This window comes from Agrobacterium sp. 22-226-1, from assembly GCF_053522345.1.
The window spans coordinates 102,628-122,788 of the sequence record NZ_JBNWCP010000012.1 but is presented as its reverse complement, the minus strand read 5'-3'; the positions used below and the strand labels follow the sequence as shown (position 1 = coordinate 122,788).

The 20,161-nt window shown below is 59.8% G+C and carries 17 protein-coding genes; 8 read left to right on the top strand and 9 right to left on the bottom strand.

What is annotated here, in order from left to right; genetic code table 11:
* The first annotated feature begins 29 nt into the window (after positions 1-29).
* Both uppV and ACQZ5K_RS19670 read left to right on the top strand, forming a co-directional pair.
* Positions 30-1,445, top strand: coding sequence for a Wzx-type polysaccharide biosynthesis protein UppV (gene uppV / locus ACQZ5K_RS19675; protein ID WP_448741156.1), 1,416 nt, complete (start codon positions 30-32; stop codon positions 1,443-1,445).
* A gap of 8 nt (positions 1,446-1,453) precedes the next feature.
* Positions 1,454-2,725 (top strand): GNAT family N-acetyltransferase, encoded by a 1,272-nt coding sequence (locus ACQZ5K_RS19670; RefSeq protein WP_080819304.1) that lies wholly within the window; start codon positions 1,454-1,456, stop codon positions 2,723-2,725.
* Positions 2,726-2,779: 54 nt separating this feature from the next.
* On the opposite strand, the gene uppQ is transcribed toward ACQZ5K_RS19670, so the two are convergent.
* Positions 2,780-3,415 carry a polysaccharide biosynthesis GNAT family N-acetyltransferase UppQ gene (uppQ, locus tag ACQZ5K_RS19665; RefSeq protein ID WP_080819305.1) on the bottom strand — a complete coding sequence of 212 codons (636 nt, stop codon included), beginning with the start codon at positions 3,413-3,415 and terminating at the stop codon, positions 2,780-2,782.
* A gap of 509 nt (positions 3,416-3,924) precedes the next feature.
* On the opposite strand from uppQ, the gene ACQZ5K_RS19660 reads away from it, so the two are divergent.
* Positions 3,925-4,503, top strand: coding sequence for an FCD domain-containing protein (locus tag ACQZ5K_RS19660; RefSeq protein WP_149622439.1), 579 nt, complete (start codon positions 3,925-3,927; stop codon positions 4,501-4,503).
* A 191-nt stretch (positions 4,504-4,694) separates the two neighbouring features.
* Here ACQZ5K_RS19660 and ACQZ5K_RS19655 read toward each other — a convergent pair whose 3' ends face one another.
* The 7 genes from ACQZ5K_RS19655 to ACQZ5K_RS19625 all read right to left on the bottom strand — a co-directional run bounded on the left by ACQZ5K_RS19655 (position 4,695) and on the right by ACQZ5K_RS19625 (position 12,989).
* Positions 4,695-5,777, bottom strand: a complete 1,083-nt coding sequence (locus tag ACQZ5K_RS19655; RefSeq protein ID WP_149622438.1) for an ABC transporter ATP-binding protein — start codon at positions 5,775-5,777, stop codon at positions 4,695-4,697.
* A 10-nt stretch (positions 5,778-5,787) separates the two neighbouring features.
* The gene (locus tag ACQZ5K_RS19650) at positions 5,788-7,743 is read right to left on the bottom strand and encodes a glycoside hydrolase family 127 protein (protein ID WP_149622437.1); all 1,956 of its coding nucleotides are present in this window, start codon (positions 7,741-7,743) and stop codon (positions 5,788-5,790) included.
* A 14-nt stretch (positions 7,744-7,757) separates the two neighbouring features.
* Entirely contained in the window at positions 7,758-8,621 is an 864-nt protein-coding gene (locus tag ACQZ5K_RS19645; protein ID WP_149622436.1) for a carbohydrate ABC transporter permease, read from the bottom strand.
* Positions 8,618-9,538: a carbohydrate ABC transporter permease gene (locus tag ACQZ5K_RS19640; RefSeq protein WP_149622435.1), complete on the bottom strand. Its 921-nt coding sequence runs from the start codon at positions 9,536-9,538 to the stop codon at positions 8,618-8,620. Before ACQZ5K_RS19640 ends, ACQZ5K_RS19645 begins: the two co-directional genes overlap by 4 nt.
* Positions 9,539-9,632: 94 nt before the next feature.
* Complete coding sequence (locus ACQZ5K_RS19635) at positions 9,633-10,868, bottom strand: ABC transporter substrate-binding protein (protein ID WP_149622434.1); 1,236 nt, start codon at positions 10,866-10,868, stop codon at positions 9,633-9,635.
* 49 nt (positions 10,869-10,917) lie between these two features.
* A complete protein-coding gene (locus ACQZ5K_RS19630) occupies positions 10,918-11,937 on the bottom strand; it encodes a LacI family DNA-binding transcriptional regulator (RefSeq protein WP_149622562.1) in 1,020 nt (339 codons plus the stop codon).
* Between the two features lie 137 nt (positions 11,938-12,074).
* Positions 12,075-12,989, bottom strand: coding sequence for a LysR family transcriptional regulator (locus tag ACQZ5K_RS19625; RefSeq protein ID WP_149622561.1), 915 nt, complete (start codon positions 12,987-12,989; stop codon positions 12,075-12,077).
* 118 nt (positions 12,990-13,107) lie between these two features.
* On the opposite strand from ACQZ5K_RS19625, the gene ACQZ5K_RS19620 reads away from it, so the two are divergent.
* Genes ACQZ5K_RS19620 through pyk form a run of 4 tightly spaced genes read left to right on the top strand, consistent with a single transcriptional unit; the run spans position 13,108 to position 18,219 of the window.
* Positions 13,108-14,406, top strand: a complete 1,299-nt coding sequence (locus ACQZ5K_RS19620; RefSeq protein ID WP_149622433.1) for an MFS transporter — start codon at positions 13,108-13,110, stop codon at positions 14,404-14,406.
* A gap of 21 nt (positions 14,407-14,427) precedes the next feature.
* A complete protein-coding gene (locus ACQZ5K_RS19615; RefSeq protein WP_149622432.1) occupies positions 14,428-15,516 on the top strand; it encodes a tartrate dehydrogenase in 1,089 nt (362 codons plus the stop codon).
* Positions 15,513-16,781, top strand: a complete 1,269-nt coding sequence (locus tag ACQZ5K_RS19610; RefSeq protein ID WP_149622431.1) for a glycerate kinase type-2 family protein — start codon at positions 15,513-15,515, stop codon at positions 16,779-16,781. The genes ACQZ5K_RS19615 and ACQZ5K_RS19610 overlap by 4 nt, the downstream gene beginning before the upstream one ends.
* 7 nt (positions 16,782-16,788) lie before the next feature.
* Complete coding sequence (gene pyk, locus ACQZ5K_RS19605) at positions 16,789-18,219, top strand: pyruvate kinase (RefSeq protein WP_149622430.1); 1,431 nt, start codon at positions 16,789-16,791, stop codon at positions 18,217-18,219.
* On the opposite strand, the gene ACQZ5K_RS19600 is transcribed toward pyk, so the two are convergent.
* The gene (locus tag ACQZ5K_RS19600; protein WP_149622429.1) at positions 18,216-18,959 is read right to left on the bottom strand and encodes a GntR family transcriptional regulator; all 744 of its coding nucleotides are present in this window, start codon (positions 18,957-18,959) and stop codon (positions 18,216-18,218) included. The genes pyk and ACQZ5K_RS19600 overlap by 4 nt on opposite strands.
* A gap of 148 nt (positions 18,960-19,107) precedes the next feature.
* On the opposite strand from ACQZ5K_RS19600, the gene ACQZ5K_RS19595 reads away from it, so the two are divergent.
* Positions 19,108-20,076 (top strand): tripartite tricarboxylate transporter substrate binding protein BugD, encoded by a 969-nt coding sequence (locus tag ACQZ5K_RS19595; protein ID WP_149622428.1) that lies wholly within the window; start codon positions 19,108-19,110, stop codon positions 20,074-20,076.
* Positions 20,077-20,161 lie beyond the last annotated feature (85 nt).

Below are 20,161 nucleotides of genomic sequence, written 5' to 3'. Positions count from 1 at the left end.
ATTCAACTGGAAATGATGGCGTGTGGATCATGGCTATCCTCAACACGGCGGAAAAAGCCTTACCCGCAGGCCTGCGCGCGAAGCTTTCGCCGCTGGTAGCGAAAGTCGCCGTTGTTCTTTCCGGCGGAGATGACGTCTCCCGCGCGCAGCGCATGGCCCTGGTTGCGTTTGCAGTGCGCATCGTCAGCGCCGGTATCGCCTTCATTTCCCAGATCATCCTTGCCCGCCTGATGGGCGAATTCGAATATGGCCTGTTCGCCTTCGTCTGGGTTCTGGTGATCCTGTTCGGCAATCTTTCCTGTCTCGGTTTCCACACGACCGTCATCCGCTTTTTACCCGGCTATCGTCTGGAGGATGCCCATGACAAGATCATGGGGCTGACCTCGACGGCGCGGGTTTTCGCCATGCTTTCCGCCAGCGCGCTTGCGATTTTCGGTTTCGTTTTCCTGTATTTCTTCGGCGAAAGCATCGCCTCCTATTATCTCATTCCCGTTTCACTGGCGCTTTTCACCCTGCCGATGGTGGCGCTGGGCGATGTGCTGAACGGCACCGCACGCGCCAATGGCTGGGCGGTCTCCGCACTCAGCCCCACCTATATCGTTCGCCCGGTGCTGATCCTGCTGCTCATGCTGGTGGCAATCGGTCTTGGCGCGGAAAAAACCGCAACGACGGCCATGCTCACGGCCCTTCTTGCCACCTATGTCACCACGCTTTTCCATTTCGCCTTCATGAACCGCAGGCTCAACCGGCATTTCCGCAGCACGGCCCGCAGGGTGCATTTCCGCCACTGGATAAGGTTCGCCTTCCCGATGTTCCTGATCGACGGCATCGGTTTTTTGATGACCAATTCCGACGTGGTGATTGTCGGCCTTTACCTGCCGCCGGATCAGGTGGGCATCTATTTTGCCGCCGCAAAGACCATCGTGCTGATGCAATTCGTGTTTTTCTCGGTGCAGGCGGCGGCCGCCCCGCGCCTGGCCACCCTGATGTCGGCCAATGACAGGCAGGGGCTCGCCGGTTTCGCCAGCCAGGCCGCGCGCTGGGCCTTCTGGCCGTCGCTCGCCGTCGGCAGCGTGGTGCTTCTGGCCGGTCCGTTCCTGCTGTCGCTGTTCGGCCCCGGCTTCGTTCAGGGCTATGAGCTGATGCTCTTCCTTTTCGCCGGTTTCCTCGCCAAGGCGCTGATCGGCCCGGGGGAAACATTGCTGAACATGGCCGGCAAACAAAAATTGTGCGTCGTCCTTTATATTATTATCTTCGGTTGCAACATTGCACTCAACATGGCGCTCATTCCGGTCTATGGTCTGGCAGGGGCCGCGGCAGCGGTGGCGATAGCCATGGGCATAGAAGCTGTGCTATTGCATATTGCCATTCGCCGCACACTCGGGATCGTCCTTTTTGCCTTCAACGATCCCCGGGCGGGTCAAAACACTGGGAAGGCGGTGTAACGATAAGCATGTCCAGCGATCCAAAGAATCCGGATTTTCAGGACCCGCGCATCGCGGCACTGATGGCGTCGGCGGAGCGTGACCGCCCCGTGGCCGACAGCAGCCGACGCGTGGGCCGCGATGGCCGGGAATTCTGCATCTACCCGGGTCAGCTCGGTTATGACATGCAGGAAGAACTCGACTTTCTGTCCAACCGCGTCATGGAGGCGAATGTCTTCTTCACCGGAAGGCTCCTCGCCCCCGCCATGCCGCGCATCGACGACAAGTCCGTGCGCTTCGCCCTCATTCGCGATGAGAATGGCGCCAGAAGCCGCATGCGCTTCCTGATGCCCTTTACCGTGGAAAAGCCGGGCTTTTCCATCGGTCCCTCCATCATTCGCGTCTGGGCCAATCCATTCGGGCCGCTCGGCACGCCGCTGGTCGACACGGAAGGCGCTGCCGAAACCCTCGACAATCTTTTCGATGCGCTTTCCGACAGCAACATGCGTCTGCCGAATGTTCTGGTTCTGCCGGATGTCCGGCTGGAAGGGCCGTTTGCCCGCATGTTCAAAGCCATCGCGCTCAGCCGCAACCTGCCGGTGACGACGACTGGCAATTATTATCGGCCGATGCTGGAAAGCCTTCTCGACGGCAAGGCCTATCTGCGAAACGCCCTTGCGCCGCACCATTTGCGCGAAATGAACAGGCAGTGGCGTCAGCTCGAAAAACTTGGGCCCCTCTCCTATACCGTTACCCGGCAGCCAGCCGACGTGCGTTACCGCATGGAGGAGTTTCTGGCGCTGGAGGCGAGCGGCTGGAAAGGCCGCAAGCGCACCGCGCTGGTCAACGACCGTTATCGCGCCGCCTTCGCCCGCGAGGCGATCACCAATCTGGCCGAAGCGGATGCGGTGCGTATCCACACCATCGATCTCAATGGCAGCGCCATCGCCTCAATGGTCGTCTTCATCACGGCGGGCGAGGCCTATACGTGGAAGACCGCTTTCGACGAGAGCTATGCGCAATTTTCTCCCGGCAAGCTGCTGGTGCAGAAACTCACCGACTGGCATCTGGATGACGCCAATATTCTGCGCAGCGACAGCTGCGCCGTGCCCGATCATCCGATCATGAGCCGCTTCTGGCAGGAGCGTCAGGAAATGGGCACGCTGGTCGTCGGGCTTGCCCAGAACAGCGACCGGGACGTGCGGCAGGTTTCCACGCAGGTGGACATGTACCGCAACACCCGCAATCTCGCCCGCAGCCTGCGGCAGAAGATCCTGTCCTTCGGCCGCAAGGGCAATTGATCCGAAGGACGCCAGCGGCGCCCTTCGAAATTTCCGACACGGACAAAGCCTGCTTCAGCGCGAGGCCGTCCGGATCATCTTGCACAGTTGCGTCAGCGCCGCATCGTATCCGCCGCCCAGAATATCGACACAACGGCGGGCGAGCTTGATCTGCTCGGTTCGCGACATATCGTTATAGGCTTGCAGGGCATTGCGCATCGCGCCGGGAGACACCGTGCCCGAGCCACCGGGATTGGTGGTGCTGCCGCCCGGATTTCCCGGCGTGCCGGTCGAACCGGAGCCGCCGATACCCACACCGACGCCGAGACCGACACCACTCGAGCCGCCCACATTGGCCCCGACATTAGCATTGATGCCATCCGAACCGCCAACGGAAGCGTTCACACCGGCATTGACGCCGCTGGAACCCCCGACGGATGCATTGACATCCGCATTGACCCCATTGCTGCCGCCGACCGATGCGTTGACATCCGCACCCAGCCCGCCGCCGCTCCTGCCGCCGACATCCGCACTGGCGTTAACGCCACTGCTGCCGCCAACGGAGGCATCGACCCCGAGCCCGCCGCTGCCATTGTCGCCAACACTGGCGTTAACCCCATTCTCGCCACCGATCCCGATATCCAGCGCATGGGCGTTGATCGGCAGGATCAGGCAGGCGGACAGTAATAAATTGCGAGAAAAAGCCCTCATAATTTCCTCCCTATGAGTTTGGCCATTCCCGCCCCGCGTGGAAACTCCACCCTGACATCATAATTCAATTAGTAATTGCGTATATTCTAATTTATTAGAGGTGCCTAATATTACCCTAATGCCGCAACTGCAGGTGTCGCGATCCGGCACAGCCACCCTCCGCAACATTTTTGATCGGCGGCCCGGAAAAGACGGAAAACCGCGCGCGCAAACACGCGCAATTCAAAAGGATAAGTCAGCTTTGGGGTTGCACGCATGGCCTTGACCATGATAGACGCCGTGGCATTACCACCGTTGCCCCAATGGCGGAATTGGTAGACGCGCCGCACTCAAAAAGAGGTTTGTCTACCCTATCCACAGAAATTTATCCGCCAATTTACGTCATATTTTCAGTAGCTTACTAATGAGGCTCAAAGTCGCCTGATGAACGCGAAATGCGGCTAGGTACAGGATAGGAGCGGAACGGAAGCGAAAAGACGGCGTTATTTGACGGCAAGCGGCAACGTAACTTGAACTGGTGCGACCCTTCACGATCAGCCAAGCTCTTCCCGCCTAGAAAGTCGCTATTGACCCTCCCGTCGCCTGCCTCCCTTGAATGCCGTCAGAGCTTTTGTCGCAAACGTCTCGGGGCGACGATATTCTATCCCAATGTCAAATTCGTTGGCGGCAAATTTCAGTTCCGCGAACTACTGGAATCGGAAGGTCTTCGTCGGCTTGCCGAAGGCCTTTCTCCGGCCTGGATCAACGATATGCCGCAGGCGCATGCCGATATCATCGAGCTTGTCAGAGGGTTCGGGCAGTCCTCGGATTTGGTTGCGCCGGTTCGCGAACTCCAGGAACTCTTTCATGGCAGCTTCGTGGCGGCTTTCGACAACGAGCAAATTACCGCCTATTATCAACGACTTAGTCAGAAGATGTATCTTCTCAGACTCCTCAACCGCGACGCCGTCAACACCGTCAACACGATACGGTCAACGGAGGAACATGTGGACGTCGTCGTGGCGCTGAAAGATCGGGACGTATATCGCGCCATCGAGGCGCTCCACCGCCATTTGAAGAACGTCCTCCACCGTCTTTTGACCCGTTGACCTTACAGACTTGCTTTGAGCATTTGAAAAGCCAGATCCGGCACCTACGGACGAAAATAAACTGTCGAGACACTCCGACGGGCGCTATGCTTTCGAGCGGGCCTTTGCGAACCTGCGCCGCCGTGCAACATCGAGGTCGAATCGAATGCTGTTGTTGCCCCGGCGAGCAGCTCATCGTCGCGTTTTTACCGTTACCTCACGCGGCGGCCCTTGTCGTCGAAGACGAAGCTACGCGCGGCGGGATAAGCGATCCTTATTCGCTCCCCGTTGGTGGGCTGCAGGTCGCCTTGGCTTTCGATGGTAATGCTCTGCCCTCCCGCCAAGCGGCAGTAGATATAGTAGGTGCCGCCGAGATACTCAGTGAACTCCACCACAGCTGGAATGCTCTTTTCGGCGTCTTCCGAGATCAGCATGTGTTCGGGCCGGATGCCGAGGGTCACAGGGGCCTGTTCTGCAAGACCGACATGAAGTGATGGCAACGGCAGAAGCGCCTCGCCTATGCGAATGCCGCCTTGCGCACACTGCCCTTCCAGCAGGTTCATGCGGGGCGAGCCGATGAATCCGGCTACGAACGTATTGGCCGGGTCCTCGTAGACCTGCCGCGGCGTGCCAACCTGCTCGATCCGGCCGTCCCGCAGGATGACGATCCGGTCGGCAAGCGTCATGGCTTCCGTCTGGTCATGCGTCACATAGATCATCGTATTGTTCAGGTTTCGGTGCAGCCGGGCAATTTCGATCCGCATCGAGACGCGCAGCTCCGCGTCCAGATTCGACAGGGGTTCGTCGAACAGAAAGACGTCAGGCTTGCGCACGATGGCCCTGCCGATCGCCACGCGCTGCCGCTGCCCGCCGGAAAGCTGACCCGGCCGCCGGCCCAGAAGATGCTCGATCTTGAGAATTGCGGAAGCCTGCGCGACTCGAGCCTGGATTTCCGCCGCATCGGTCCGCGACATCTTAAGGCCAAATGCGAGATTGTCCCGCACGCTCATGTGTGGATAAAGCGCATAGGACTGGAAAACCATGGCGATGCCGCGGTCCGAAGGATCGAGATCCGTGACGTCCCGCCCCTTGATGGCGATTTCGCCGTCGGTCACCTCTTCCAGCCCGGCGATCATGCGAAGCAGCGTGGATTTCCCGCATCCGGAAGGCCCGACGAAGACGACAAACTCGCCCTCGCCGATTGTCAGATCGACACCGTGAATGACATCGAGACTGCCGTAGCTTTTGCGCACCGCCGTCAGCGTCAGGCTCGTGGCCCGTGCATCGTTCGTCATTGGGGCCACCTCATTTCATCGCCCGCAGCCAGACGAGCATGCTGCCCGGCGCGCGGTTGTCCCAGAGATGATAGGGTACAAGGCGCAGCGAGACAGGTTTGCGCTCGGCCGGCGCCGTGCGATAGAGTGCATCGCCCCATCCGGAAGCGTCTTCCCGCTCGACGGCGAGATCGACGGCGACCGCGCCGTCGAGGTCCGCCAGCATCTCGGTCTTCTCCTGCGATAGTTTGGCCGGCACGAAGAAGGTGTTCAGATCGCCGCCATTGTCGACTTCTTCGGCGCAATAGACTAACGGCCCGCGCATCAACGCAACGCGGCCGGCATCCTGTCTGATCTTGGGATTGGCGTATTGCGGCCGCAGCGACAGCGGCAGGAAAAGAGCCACCCTGTCACCGTCGGCCCATTCGCGTTCGATACGGGCATAGCCGTCGACGGTGACGGCACGCAGATCCAGCATGTCCCCGTTGATGCTGAGTGTCGCCCCCTCGGCCCATGCCGGAATGCGCAACGAAAGCGCAAAATGCGCCGGCGCGGCAAGCGCTGCGTTGAACGCGATGCTGCCCTCCCAGGGATAGTTGGTGGCCTGCTTCAGCGTCAGTTCTGCACTGTTGGCGAGCGTGCAGCGCAAGGTGCTTTCGCCATAAAGATGCACGGCGACCTCATCATCGGCTACCGCGTACATGTAGGAACCGACCGAGGCCAGGAGGCGGGCGATATTCGGCGGGCAGCAGGGGCAGTGATGCCACTTCCACCGGTGATGCCCGCCCGTCGTTTCCAGCGGGTTCTCGTAGAAAAACGTTTTGCCGTCAATGGAAAGGCCCGACATGGCGCCGTTGTAGAGCGCCTGCTCCATGATATCCGCATAACGCCGGTTCGGGCCGCGTCCAAGCATCCGGCTCGCCCAGAAAACAAGCCCGACAGACGCGCAGGTCTCCGCATAGGCCGTGTCATTCGGCAAATCGTAGTAGTCGGTGAAACCTTCGTTAGCCGCAGCCGGACCGATCCCGCCCGTGATGTACATCTGCTTGGCGGTGAGGTCCTCCCAAAGCGCGTCGAGTGCCGTGCTCAGCGTATCGTCGTTATACTCGGTGGCGATGTCAGCCATACCGGAATAGAGATACATGGCCCGCACCGCGTGCCCAACGACTTTCCGCTGCTCGCGCACCGGCACATGGGATTGGTTGTATTCATAGGTTCCGAAGATGAAGTTCTTCGGATCACGTTCGTCTTTGCGCGCCTCGATATCAAAGTAATGCGGCTGGGTGCCGCGCTCGTCGATGAAGAACTTCGAGAGGCCGAGATATTTCCTTTCTCCCGTAACGCGCGCAAGCTTGACAAGCGCGAGTTCGATTTCCTCGTGGCCGCAATAGCCGGCGATCTGGCCCTCGCCGCGCCCGAACACAGCGATCATGTGGTCGGCATAGCGGCACATGATGTCGAGCAGCTTTCGCTTTCCTGTCGCCTGGAAGTAGGCAACAGCCCCCTCCATCAGATGACCCGCGCAATACAGTTCATGCGTATCGCGCAGGTTCGTCCATTCCCGGCCGGGGACGATACGCTGATACCACGAATTGAGATAGCCGTCCGGCCGCTGAAGCTTTTCGTAAAGATCGATGATGGCATCGACCCGCGCCTCAAGCTCGGGATTGGGCTTGCGATAAAGCGAATAGGCGGCGGTCTCGATCGACTTGCCGAAATCGCTGTCCCAGAACATCTGTGTGGATACCCGCGCCTTGCTCTCGGTGGCCGGCATGGTCGGGCTCATGCTATGGTAAGGAATGACGACACCGGGGCCCGGCTGGTCGATATCGATCTGACGAAGCATGCCCGCTTCAATGCAGCGATCCAGAAGCGTGGCGGCGGTGGATTGACATATTGCGTCCTGTTTCTGGCCAAAGAGGCCTCCCACCTCGACATCCGGGACGGCGACAGGGCGGAACTGGCGAGTTTTGGGGGTATTGTTCATGGGCTTACTCTCTTTCATTTCACGGCCCCGGCCATCAGGCCGCGCATGTAGTAGCGTTGCAGGAGAAGGAAGACGAAAAGGCAGGGCACGACCATGACGGTGACGCCGGCCTGGACGGCTCCCCAGTTGATCGCGCCGAGCCGCCCGGCACGAACTGCCGTCATCAGGACCGGCAACGTATAGTTCTCGTTGCTGGAGAGCAGTACGAGTGCGGCCAAGAACTCGTTCCACGCATTGAGAAAGGCAAAGATGGAGACCGTCGCGATGCCGGGCATCGCAAGCGGCGTCAGGACGCGCAAAAGCAGCTTCAAATCCCGTGCTCCATCAATACGGGCAGCCTCTTCGATTTCCTTAGGCACTGCATCGAAGGCGTTACGCATCATAAAGACGGAAAAGGGCAGTTGCAGCGTCACGTAGATCAGCATCAGCCCGAACAGCGAATTGTTGAGGCCGAGTTTCGCCAGAATGATGAAGAGCGGAGTGAGGATCGATTGGAACGGGATCATCAGCGTGGTGATGATCAGCACGAAGAGCGCGTTCTTCAACGGGAAGCGGCAGCGCGAGAAACCGTAGCCGGCAAGCACACTGACCACCACGGTCAGGACAACGGTGCCCAGCGACACGACAAGCGAATTGAGTGTGTGCTGCCAAACGCCGGAGCCAAACCCGTCCAGCGTCCGGTACGCATCGATGCTGATGCCGTTGATCGGCCACGGCGGTAGCGGCGGCTGCCCGTTTTCACTGTTCGACCGGAACGAGGCGAGGAAACTGACAAGGAACGGCGCAAGGAAGAAGAATACCGTTCCGATACCGACGCCGTGATAGGCGATGCGGCTCAAGAACACCTTGCGGGCTCGAATATTCCGACGGGTCTTCATGGACGGTCGTCTCCCACTTTGAGCAGCCGGAGTTGTGCGATGCTGATGGCGACAAGAATGGCCAGAAGCGCGATGGACAGCGCTGCGCCATAGCCAAGATTGAAGGATACGAAGGACTGGTTGAAGATGTAGTAGACCACTGAAATCATCCGGTTCTGCGGCCCACCGGACGTCATGATGTAGAACTGGTCGAAGGCAAGGATCGAGCCGGTGATCGACAGGATCAGCGCCAGCGCCAGTGTGCGGCGCATCAGCGGAAGCGTCAGATGACGGAAGCGCTGCCAGCGGCGGGCACCATCGATGCGCGCGGCCTCCGTCAGTTCGGCCGGAATCGCCTGAAGTCCGGTCAGAAGAATGATCATGGTGAAGCCCGCGACCTTCCAGACCACCATGATGATGACGGTGAGGAAGGCCATGTCAAAAGTCGCGAGCAGGTTCACCCGGCTGGACGTTAGGCCGAGCGCTTGGAGCAAGGGCGCAAAAAGCCCGCTGTCGACATTGGCGAGCCACACCCATAGCAGCGACGCCGAGGCAAGGCCGACGACGACAGGCAGGAAGATGATGGTGCGATAGATTGAAACGAACCGTCTCTGCTTCTCCACGAAGAAGGCGAGAGGAAAGGCGATTGCGAAAATGGCGATCGTGACCACCACCGTGTAGTGGGCAGTGAAGCCGAGGGCGGTGAAGAAGCGCGCATCCGTCAGCATGCGGGCGTAGTTTCCGAGCCCGATCCAGCGGGGCGCGCCGAGCAGGGGCCAGCGGTGAAAGCTCATCCAGAGCGTGAACAGCACGGGGATCACAAAGAACAACGTGACCAGGGCCATAGCCGGCGCAATGTAGATAAGGCCCGACAGGTCTGATCTGCTTCGCTTGCGCAGCGCACGGGGCGGCCGGGATGGGACGTGGGGCGTCGTCATGGTACGTTCGCTTTCGATTGGCTGGAGCAAGGAGGAGCCTTTCTGCTCCTCCTGCGGTTTGGGCGGGAGAGTGGTCCGTTCCGCTCGGCGCTACTTATTGTGCCGCGTCGATGATCGATTGCATGTCCGACTGCGCGTCGGCGAAGGCGCCGTCGACATCATCACCGTAGATCGCGGCGTTGGTGAAAGTCGCCCAGGGGCCGTTCGCCGAATTGATGAGGTCGTTAAACTGCAGCGTATAGGGCGTCTTGGCGACCGATACCGCCTTCATGGCGACGCCGAGGCGGGGATCGAGGCCGGCAAGCACCTCGTCGGCAATATCCGAACGCGTCGGCAGGCTGCCGAACTTCGCCATGATCTTCTGGCCGTCGACAGAATAGATGTACTCCAGGAAGGCCTTGACGTTACCGATCCGTCTGGTGCCCTTGGTCGCGACGAAATTATCGCCGCCGGCGAAGGAGGAGGGATTGCCATCGACACTCGGAATCAGAGTCACTCCGAAATCGATCTCGGGATGTTGCGTGACCAGCGTCCCGATTGCGAAGGCGCCAAGACTCTGCTGGCCGATCTTGCCATTGGTGATCGACAGGAAATTAACACCGTTGTCGCTCGCCGAACCCGCCGGAACCGTGTCCTTAGCGATCAGGTTCCGGTAGACGTCGATTGCCTTGCGCATCTGAGGCGTGTCGAGGGTCGCCGTCTTGCCGTCTGCCGACAGGATGTCGGCGCCTGCACCCCATACGAGCGGCGTGAAGGTGAAGATCATGCATCCGCCGCAGCCGCCACCGGAGAAGTAGAAGCCGTAGGTGTCGCCGCCCAGCACACGGATTTTCTCCGCATTGGCGGTGATCTCTTCCCAGGTTGCCGGCGCCTTTTCCGGATCCAGTCCGGCCTTCCTATAGAGTTCTTTGTTCCAGGCGAAGATCGAGGTCTCCACCGACAGGGGCAAACCATAGATCCTGCCCTCATAGGTGCCGAGCTTCACATGGGCCGGCGAGAGCGAATTGAAATAGGGCAGCGACTTCGCCCAGTCCGTCATGTCCTCGAGCTGATCAGCCGCGGCAAAGGCCGGCGTGTAGATTAAGTCGAGGGAGAGCGCGTCAGGCGCTTGTCCGCCCGCAATTGCGGTGGCGTATTTCTGAACCAGCTCGGCAAAAGGCACTTCGGTCAGTTCGACCCTGTCGCCACCCTTGGCGTTATACGCCTTGACTACCTCCTTGAAGGAATCGCCGATGCCCGAGCGAACCCACATAGAGACAGTTTCCGCTGACGCGGACGACAGCATCGCAGCCGAAAACAGGCATGTCGCGGCCAATAATTTTCTGAGCATGACTTTCCTCCATATCGCGGAGCGTCATCGACTACTCCGTCTCCTCACTTCAATCAGGCGGCCTGCCTCCACAGGATTGCCTCACGACAAGCCGGCACGGCAGTTTGCGCAGCCCCGGCTCGATATACTTGCCTTCGGCAAGCGCCAGCACGGTCCGGCCCGCCTCTTTGCCCAGTTCTTTCAGGTTCATGTCCACCGAGGTCAGCGGCGGGCGCGCCTGGGCGGCCATAATCTCCCAGTTGTCGAAGCCGACGACGGCGACGTCCTCCGGCACCCGGATCCCTCGCTCGCGCAGTGCGTCGATTACGCCGCGCGCGATCTGGTCGTTGCCGCAGACGATGCCATCAGGCCTTTCTCCTGCCTGCGACCAGAGGCGGCCGACGGCCTCATGCCCCCAACTCTCCGCCCAGATGCCGCTGAGCACTTCCGCCCCCTCACCCGCGCTGGCGCGAAAGGCACAGGCGCGCTCGCGGACCGAAGCGAAGCTTTCCGGCCCGGTGACATGCACCAGCCGCCGCCGACCGAGGCCGAGCAGCCAATCGGTGGCAAGACCTGCCCCATGCCCATCGTCCGACGTTAGCGTCACGCTATCCGGCGCGCCTTCGGTGAACGCGTAGACGACTGGAACAGGAAGCCCGGTAAGATCGACCGGAAGTGATCGGTCGATGCGTTTTCCCGTGGCGATGATGCCGTCCACCTGCTTGTCCATCATGGCGTTCACGTGGATTTTTCCCAGGGCCGGATCATCCTCGATCGCACAGAGGAAGACCGAGACGCCTTGATCCACCAACGCTTCGGACACGCCCGCCATCACTGGCAGGGTGAAGCGGCCATAGGTATCATTCGTCAGGAGGCCGATGGTGAAGGAGCGGTTAAAGAGCAGGCCCCGCGCCAGGGCATTGGGGCGGAAACCGACACTCTCCGCCACCTGCTTTATTCGGGCACGCGTCGCAGCCGCCATCCGACCATTGTCATTCAGCGCCTTGGAGACGGTGGAAACGCTGACGCCGGCGGCACGAGCAACATCGTGGATCGTGATACGTCCTGCTCTGGTGCGTTGGTTGCTCAGTCCCACCTCCTCTTCGATAGGAGGTGAGAAAACCTTTTCGCAAGGCGAATGTCAATATGAGAAAAGCTTTTCTCAGAAAAATCGATGATGATATTGAATTTGAAAAAGTTCGTTCGTCCGAGTAGTGACAGACGACGTCACGATAGGGCAGCGTATCGATCGGCGTAGCGGTCGAGCAGATCCAGCACCGCGTCCCTTGCCTGGTGGCGCACTGCCTTAACCCACGCGACGGCCAACGGCAGCGTTTTCAACGGGCGACCGTCAAGCGATCTCAAGGGAATGTAACGGACGCCGGAAACAGTAAGCTTAGAGGTCCAGCGCGGCACTACCGCGCATCCTATGCCGGCGGCCACCAAGTTGATGATCGTCTGCTTCTCATCGGCCACTTGGGCGATACGCGGATGAATTCCGGCCTGTGCGAAGATGTCGAGTGTCAGGTCGTAGCTGTGGGGCCGGGACCGGCGCTCCGGAACGATGAGCGGCTCGTCCAGCAGATCCGCAACCGTGACCTCCGACAGGTCCGCCAACATGTGGCTTTCCGGCACGGCCACCACGGGCGTTTCCTCCAGGAGCAACCTCACGCCCAGATTGCGGCTCATCCCTTCCCTGGGACGAATGAAGATGAGGTCTAGGCGGCCGGCCAACAGCTTGGGAATAAGCCGGATTGATTTGTCCTCGACAAGTTGCGTCACAAGGTCCGGCTTTTCCTCTCTGAGATCATGAAGCACTTGAGGAACAAGGCCGGCCGCCGCGCTGTCTATGGCGCCAATCCGGAGAACAGTGCTTGGTCGATGCCTTTCGGCCCTGAACCGCTGCTCCAGCTCGTCAAGGCGGCCGAGAATGGGACGCACTTCTTCCAGAAGAACGATCCCGTCCTCCGTCAGCGAAACATTTCGCGTGGTTCTCTCCAGCAAAGGTGCCCCCAGCGCCTCTTCCAGCAGTTTGACGTGCCTGCCCAAAGATGCGGGCAGAAGACCCACCTTCTGCGCAGCCCGTCCAAAATGCAGTTCTTCCGCGACCGCCACGAAACATTTCAGTTGCTCAAGCTCCACCCTGATCTCCATTATTTCATTTTTTTATATAATTGTATGAGGATGTGATCCGATGCAAGCCCCAGCTATTGTTTTGTAGTGACGCAGGAGGCGTCAGAATTTTTGGGAGGAGCTCGCTATGACCAGCGAACTGGAAACGCGCGTCTTGCGCAAGATTACGTGGCGCATCGTGCCATTCATAATGGTCCTGTATCTCATCGCCTTCATCGATCGCGTGAATATCGGTTTCGCATCGCTGACGATGAACCAGGACCTCGGGTTTTCATCGACTGTCTTTGGCGTCGGCGCCGGCATTTTCTTTCTTGGCTATTTTCTCTTCGAAGTGCCTTCAAACCTGATCCTGAACAAGGTTGGCGCGCGCATCTGGATTGCGCGGGTGATGATCACCTGGGGCATCGTCTCCGGCGCCATGGCGCTTGTGCAGGGTACGACAAGCTTCTACACGCTTCGTTTTCTTCTGGGCGTTGCTGAAGCAGGTTTCTTCCCGGGTATCATCCTTTATCTGAGCTACTGGTTCCCGGCGCGCAGGCGTGCCGCCGTAACGGCGATGTTCATGGCAGCCGCCCCGCTTGCGACAGCGATAGGCTCGCCGATTTCCGGTGCGTTGCTGGAGATGCACGGCATCTGGGGCCTCGCAGGCTGGCAGTGGATGTTCATCATCGAGGCTATCCCTGCTCTGATCCTTGGCGTCGTGGTTTTGTTCTATCTGACTGATCGTCCGGAAAAGGCCAACTGGCTCTCCGCCGACGAGCGCGCCTGGCTGGTGAAGACTATGGAGCAGGAGCAGGCTGGCAAGCCCAAGGCGAGCCACAGCGTCTGGGCAGGCTTGGCAGACCTGCGGGTACTGGCGCTGTCGCTGGTGTATTTTGGCACGTCCGCTGGCCTGTACACGCTCGGCATCTGGGCACCGCAAATCATCAAGGGATTTGGACTTTCCTCCTTCCAGGTCGGTCTTATCAATGCCGTCCCGGCTGTCTTCGCGGTCATCGGCATGATCCTTTGGGCTCGCCACTCCGACAAGACCGGCGAGCGCACCTGGCACGTTGTCGGCGCTTGCCTACTCGCTGCTGCCGGACTTGCCCTGGCGACCGGCGCAACGACTGTTTTCGCGGTATTGGCTGCCCTGACGCTCGTCAACATCGGCATCAGCGCCTCAAAACCACCACTTTGGAGCATGCCGACCCTTTTCCTGTCGGGACCGGCCGCTGCTGCGGGCATTGCGACGATCAACTCGATCGGCAACCTTGGGGGCTTCGTCGGCCCGTCCATGATCGGCTGGATCAAGGATATGACCGGAAGCTTCGCCGGGGGTCTCTATTTCGTCGCCGCATTGCTTATCGTTTCGGCCGTCGTCACCCTGCTACTTGCGCGCGGTGCTTCGCGTCAGACCGGGCGAACTGCTTCCATCCAACACTGATACGATTATTGGAGAAACATTATGCGTGAATACAAGATAGCTGCCATTCCTGCGGATGGCATCGGGCCGGAAGTGATTGCTGCGGGTCTTCAGGTTCTCGAAGCGCTGGAAAAGCGCAGCGGTGACTTCAAGATCCACTCGGAAACCTTCGACTGGGGCTCTGACTACTATAAGAAGCACGGCGTGATGATGCCGGCGGACGGGCTGGAAACGCTCAAGAAATTCGATGCAATCTATTTCGGCGCTGTGGGTGCGCCGGATGTGCCCGACCACATCACCTTGTGGGGCCTGCGTTTGCCGATCTGCCAGGGGTTCGACCAGTATGCGAATGTGCGCCCAACCAAGATCCTGCCGGGCATCACCCCGCCGCTGCGCAATTGCGGCCCGGGTGATCTCGACTGGGTTATCGTGCGCGAAAATTCTGAAGGCGAGTACTCCGGCCATGGCGGGCGCGCCCACAAGGGCCTGCCGGAAGAAGTCGGCACGGAAGTGGCGATCTTCACCCGCGTCGGGGTCACCCGCATCATGCGCTATGCATTCAAGCTGGCTCAATCGCGCCCGCGCAAACTGCTCACCGTCGTCACAAAGTCGAACGCACAACGTCACGGCATGGTCATGTGGGACGAGATCGCCGCCGAGGTGTCGAAGGAATTCCCGGACGTCACCTGGGACAAGATGCTGGTGGACGCGATGACCGTGCGCATGACGCTGAACCCGAAGAGCCTCGATACGATCGTTGCCACAAACCTGCATGCCGACATCCTGTCGGACCTTGCCGGCGCGCTGGCAGGCTCGCTCGGCGTCGCCCCGACCGGCAACATCGATCCGGAACGCCGCTTCCCGTCGATGTTCGAGCCGATCCACGGCTCGGCCTTCGACATCACCGGCAAGGGCATCGCAAACCCCATCGCCACCTTCTGGACGGCAGCCCAGATGCTCGAGCATCTCGGTGAAAAGGATGCCGCCGCGCGGCTCATGACTGCGGTCGAACGCGTCACAGAAGCCGGCATCCTCACACCAGACGTCGGAGGCAAGGCCAATACGCAGCAGGTCACCGACGCCGTCTGCGAGGCTATCGCAGGGTCCAATATTCTGGTTGCCGCAGAATGATCTGGAACGATGCGTCCGCCTGCGATGTGCTGCGTCGAATCTTCGACGCAGCGGTTGCGAGCGCCGATCCGGCCAAGGTGGTCGCATCCCACCTGCCGGAACGGCCCAAGGGCCGCTGCGTCGTCATCGGCGCCGGCAAAGCCTCGGCCGCAATGGCCGCGGCTCTCGATACCGCCTGGAGTGATGTGGATCTCACCGGAATCGTCGTAACCCGTTACGGCCACGCCGTACCCGCCGGGCGTATCGAAATCATCGAAGCATCCCATCCGGTTCCTGATGAGATGAGCGTCGAGGCAGCAACCCGCATCATGGCAGCTGTGAGCGGCCTCGGATCAGACGATCTGGTGATTGCCCTGATCTCCGGCGGCGGATCCTCGCTTCTTGTTTCCCCTGCCGGACGCATGACGCTCGATGACAAGAAGACGGTCAACAGGGTACTTCTGGCAAGCGGCGCCACGATCTCCGAAATGAACACCGTGCGTAGACAGCTTTCCGGGATCAAGGGTGGCCGCCTCGCACAGGCTGCCTATCCAGCCCGTGTCGTCAGCCTGGTCATCTCCGATGTGCCGGGTGACGGCCCATCCGAAATCGCTTCCGGCCCCACGGTCGCAAACCCGACGACCGTGGATGACGCCAGGGAAATCGTCAGTCGATATCGGCTGAACCTTCCCGAGACAGCCGTTGAGGTCCTGGCTAATGGCGGTGCAGCCGCAGGTCGGGACAACCGGAATTCTGAGGTCAGGATGATCGCCTCACCAGGCATGGCGCTTTTTGCCGCAGCACAAACCGCCCGCTCTTACGGACTGACGTCCCTGATTCTTGGTGATGCGCTACAGGGGGAAGCAAGAGAAGTTGGAACCGTATTTGCCGGGATCGCGCTATCTGCGAGGCAGAATGGCAACCCGATTGCCGGTCCGGCAGTCATCCTGTCCGGCGGCGAGACCTCTGTCTCGCTTCCGCCTGACGCCACTGGTCGCGGCGGGCGCAACACCGAGTTCCTGCTAAGTCTCGCCATTGGCCTGAATGAAGCAGACGGCATCTGGGCAATCGCGGGCGATACGGACGGGATAGACGGTGTCGAGGACGCCGCCGGAGCCATCGTTACGCCGACAACCTTGTCCCGCCTGCGCCAGGCCGGCATCACACCGCGCGCGGCCCTTTCGGGCCACGATAGCTACACCGCGTTCAAGGCGATCGATGACCTCGTGGTCACCGGGCCGACGCTTACCAATGTCAACGACATTCGTGCCATCCTGATTGGATAGAAACACCATGTTCATTCGCAGCAATCGCAGGGCCAAGATCGTCGCAACGGTCGGGCCCGCCTCCAACTCGCCCGAAATTCTGAAGGCGCTTTTCAATGCAGGCGTCGATACCTTCCGGCTCAACTTCAGCCACGGAAACCGCGACGATCATGCCGCTGTCTATCGCCATATCCGGGCGATGGAGAAGGAATTAGACACGGCGATCGGCATACTGCAGGATCTCCAGGGACCGAAGATCCGTATTGGCATACTGGGGGATGGGCGTCTCGACCTCCAGAAGGGCGCTGCAATCCGCTTCGTCTGCAGCACAGAGCCCGGCAAGGGCCTGATGGATATCCCGCTCCCCCATCGCGAGATTTTTGCAGCCGTCAAACCGGGCGATGATCTGCTGATCGATGACGGCCGGGTGCGGGTACGCACCATTAGCATCGATGACGAGCATCTCGATGCAGAGGTGATTGTCGGTGGCCCGATTTCCAACCGCAAGGGTGTCAATGTCCCGGGCGCGGTACTCGACATATCGCCGCTGACCACAAAGGACCGAAAAGACCTCGAGTTCGGCCTTGAGCTTGGGGTCGACTGGGTCGCGCTTTCATTTGTCCAGAAAGCGCGTGACATGATCGAGGCACGTTCGCTAGTCAGCAACCGCGCCGGGCTCGTCGCCAAGATCGAGAAGCCATCTGCGCTGGACGAGATCGACGATATCGTCGCACTTTCGGATGCGATCATGGTTGCACGGGGCGATCTGGGCGTCGAAATCCCGCCCGAAGACGTCCCCGGCAAGCAGAAGGAGATCATCCGCGCATGCCGGATGGCGGCAAAGCCGGTGATCGTCGCAACGCAGATGCTGGATTCCATGGTTTCGGCGCCGACCCCGACACGGGCAGAGGCTTCGGATGTCGCCGGCGCAATATACGACGGCGCGGACGCAGTGATGCTGTCGGCAGAATCTGCCACCGGTTCCTATCCGATCGAAACTGTAGAGATGATGGACCGCATCATAGAAAAGACCGAGAAGCACAAGCTCTACCGTCCGATTATGGAAGCAACCGAGCCGGAGATCGCACAGTCGCCGCCGCATGCGGTAGCGACCGCAGCAGCAAACGTGGCTGTGGCAGTCAAGGCGCCTGTAATCGTCGCCTATACCGCAAGCGGAACGACCGCAGCAAGAATATCGCGGGCGCGCCCTGCTTTGCCAATCATGGCGCTGACGCCTTCTGAACAGGTGGCTCGGCAACTCAGCCTCTTCTGGGGTGTCGTCGGCTTGCGTTCGCAAGATATCGTCACTTACGAACAATCTATCCAGCGGGCTGAGCAGGCAGCAATCGATACAGACCTTGCCAGAGCGAATGACCTGATCGTCGTCGTGACCGGCTTTCCTTTCTCCCAATCTGGAAGCACCAACAACCTTCGCGTTGCTCAAATCGGCAAATGCTAGAGATTCCGCAGGTTTAACTTTGCGATTAGGGGGACGAGAGCGTCGTGCGCGTGCTGGCGGTGTGATCGTGCGGCGCGACTGGCGGCTTCCGCGTCCCCTTTGTCAATCGCCTGGATTATCTCCCAGTGCTCATCTGAAGAGTGGATTGGAAGGGGACGTAAATTGAGAGTGAACATTCGGGCGCGATGCAGTTGATCCGCAACCGTGCCGGCCATACGCATGAGACGTCGATTGCCACTCCTGGCAACCAACTCCTCATGAAATCGCTCGTCAGCTGCCGCCCAAGCCTCCAGATCATTCTCCGCCAGTGCCCCGACCATTGAGGCGGTCGCTGATTGCAGTATCTGCACGACAGGGGTTCGTTCTTTCATTTGTAACTGTGCGAGGCGTGCTGCTGCTGCTCCCTCCAGAGCGATAATCACTTCATAGATTTCCTCAATGTCAGCAGGCGACAGCGCACAGATAATGATACCCTTTTTGGGAAGGATACGAACCAGCCCGTCTTCCTGAAGCCGTGCCATGGCCTCGTGGACCGGGGTTCTGCTCATTCCCAATTGACGGGCAATCTCGATCTCCGCCGCCTGGTACCCGGGAGGAAAGACATTCGACCGAATTGCCTCCTTGATCGCACTGTAAGCAGCGGTCACGCGACCGGCGCCCGCCGTATCAACGCCACTGTCTGGGGCGTCCTGAGGCACATCTCGCGGAATCACGCCGGCGACATCGTTTGCTGTAATCATAACGAACCTTCGATTATTCAGCATCCTTTATAGTGACGATCGAGCCAATTGACAAACACGGATACTTCGATACATTCCATCTTGCATGCAAGTAAGCATGGAACAGAGTGTGGAGGCACTCTGGCGCGCACTTGAGGAGGAAGTCGCGATGAAGAAAATGCTTGTGGCGCTCACAGGCGCCCTTCTGGCAACGTCGAGCGTTCTGGCCCACGCCCAGGAGAACTATCCAGAAAAGCCGATTACCATCATGGTCCCCGCTGCGGCGGGCGGCCCCAGCGACACGGTCGCCCGACTTGTCGCTCAATCCATGTCGAAATCTCTTGGACAGCAGGTTCTCGTGGAAAATATGGGCGGAGCCGGCGGCTCGCTCGGAGCGGCGACCGTGGCTCAGGCAGATCCAGACGGATATCGCCTTCTGCTCTACCACATCGGCGTCGCGACCTTCGCGGCTCTCTATCCGAAGCTGACGTACAAGCCGATTGAAGATTTCTCGAGCATCGGGCTGATCACCGAAGTGCCGATGACGATCGTCGGCAGGAAAAATTTCGAGCCGAAGACATTTGCCGAACTCGTAGCCTACGTGAAGAAGAGTGGCCCTCAGGTGACGTTCGGAACGGCAGGAACCGGCGCGGTTTCCGATCTATGTGGACGTCTTATTCAGGACGCGCTCGGCACCAAGATCACGCTTGTCCCCTACAAGGGCATGGGACCGGCAATGACCGATCTCATCGGCGGACGCATCGATCTGGCATGCGACCAGACGACCAATACGGTGCAACAGATCAAGGCAAACGAAGTTCATGCCTATGCCGTAACGACGAAGGCACGAATAGACGTACTGCCCGATGTCCCCACGGTTGCCGAAGGCGGCATCCAGAATTTTGAACTGAGCGCCTGGCATGCACTTTGGGCACCGAAGAATACGCCCGAGCCTATTCGCAACAAGCTGGCCGAGGCGCTTCGGGGCACCCTCAAGGATCCCGTAGTTATCGAACGGTTCGCAAGTCTCGGAACGTCGCCGGTTTCGCCGGATCTCGCAACGCCTGCGGCCCTCGATCAAAAGTTCAAGGCCGAAGTAGATCGCCTTACGAAACTGGTCAGCGAGACGGGAAAATAAGGCATCCCGCTGGCGGGTCCCTGCAAGGGATCGGCGGAACGAACGTTCCGGGCGACCATTTGCCGTGTCCTTTTGGACACGGCTT

Bases quoted from the DNA above. Each gene is read 5' to 3' on its own strand.
- ACQZ5K_RS19615 (WP_149622432.1), top strand. From the start codon at position 14,428: ATGCGTGAATACAAGATAGCTGCCATTCCTGCGGATGGCATCGGGCCG.
- ACQZ5K_RS19595 (WP_149622428.1), top strand. From the start codon at position 19,108: ATGAAGAAAATGCTTGTGGCGCTCACAGGCGCCCTTCTGGCAACGTCG.
- ACQZ5K_RS19610 (WP_149622431.1), top strand. From the start codon at position 15,513: ATGATCTGGAACGATGCGTCCGCCTGCGATGTGCTGCGTCGAATCTTC.
- uppQ (WP_080819305.1), bottom strand. From the start codon at position 3,415: ATGAGGGCTTTTTCTCGCAATTTATTACTGTCCGCCTGCCTGATCCTG.
- pyk (WP_149622430.1), top strand. From the start codon at position 16,789: ATGTTCATTCGCAGCAATCGCAGGGCCAAGATCGTCGCAACGGTCGGG.
- uppV (WP_448741156.1), top strand. From the start codon at position 30: ATGGCTATCCTCAACACGGCGGAAAAAGCCTTACCCGCAGGCCTGCGC.
- ACQZ5K_RS19640 (WP_149622435.1), bottom strand. From the start codon at position 9,538: ATGACGACGCCCCACGTCCCATCCCGGCCGCCCCGTGCGCTGCGCAAG.
- ACQZ5K_RS19655 (WP_149622438.1), bottom strand. From the start codon at position 5,777: ATGACGAACGATGCACGGGCCACGAGCCTGACGCTGACGGCGGTGCGC.
- ACQZ5K_RS19600 (WP_149622429.1), bottom strand. From the start codon at position 18,959: ATGATTACAGCAAACGATGTCGCCGGCGTGATTCCGCGAGATGTGCCT.
- ACQZ5K_RS19645 (WP_149622436.1), bottom strand. From the start codon at position 8,621: ATGAAGACCCGTCGGAATATTCGAGCCCGCAAGGTGTTCTTGAGCCGC.
- ACQZ5K_RS19620 (WP_149622433.1), top strand. From the start codon at position 13,108: ATGACCAGCGAACTGGAAACGCGCGTCTTGCGCAAGATTACGTGGCGC.
- ACQZ5K_RS19650 (WP_149622437.1), bottom strand. From the start codon at position 7,743: ATGAACAATACCCCCAAAACTCGCCAGTTCCGCCCTGTCGCCGTCCCG.
- ACQZ5K_RS19635 (WP_149622434.1), bottom strand. From the start codon at position 10,868: ATGCTCAGAAAATTATTGGCCGCGACATGCCTGTTTTCGGCTGCGATG.
- ACQZ5K_RS19670 (WP_080819304.1), top strand. From the start codon at position 1,454: ATGTCCAGCGATCCAAAGAATCCGGATTTTCAGGACCCGCGCATCGCG.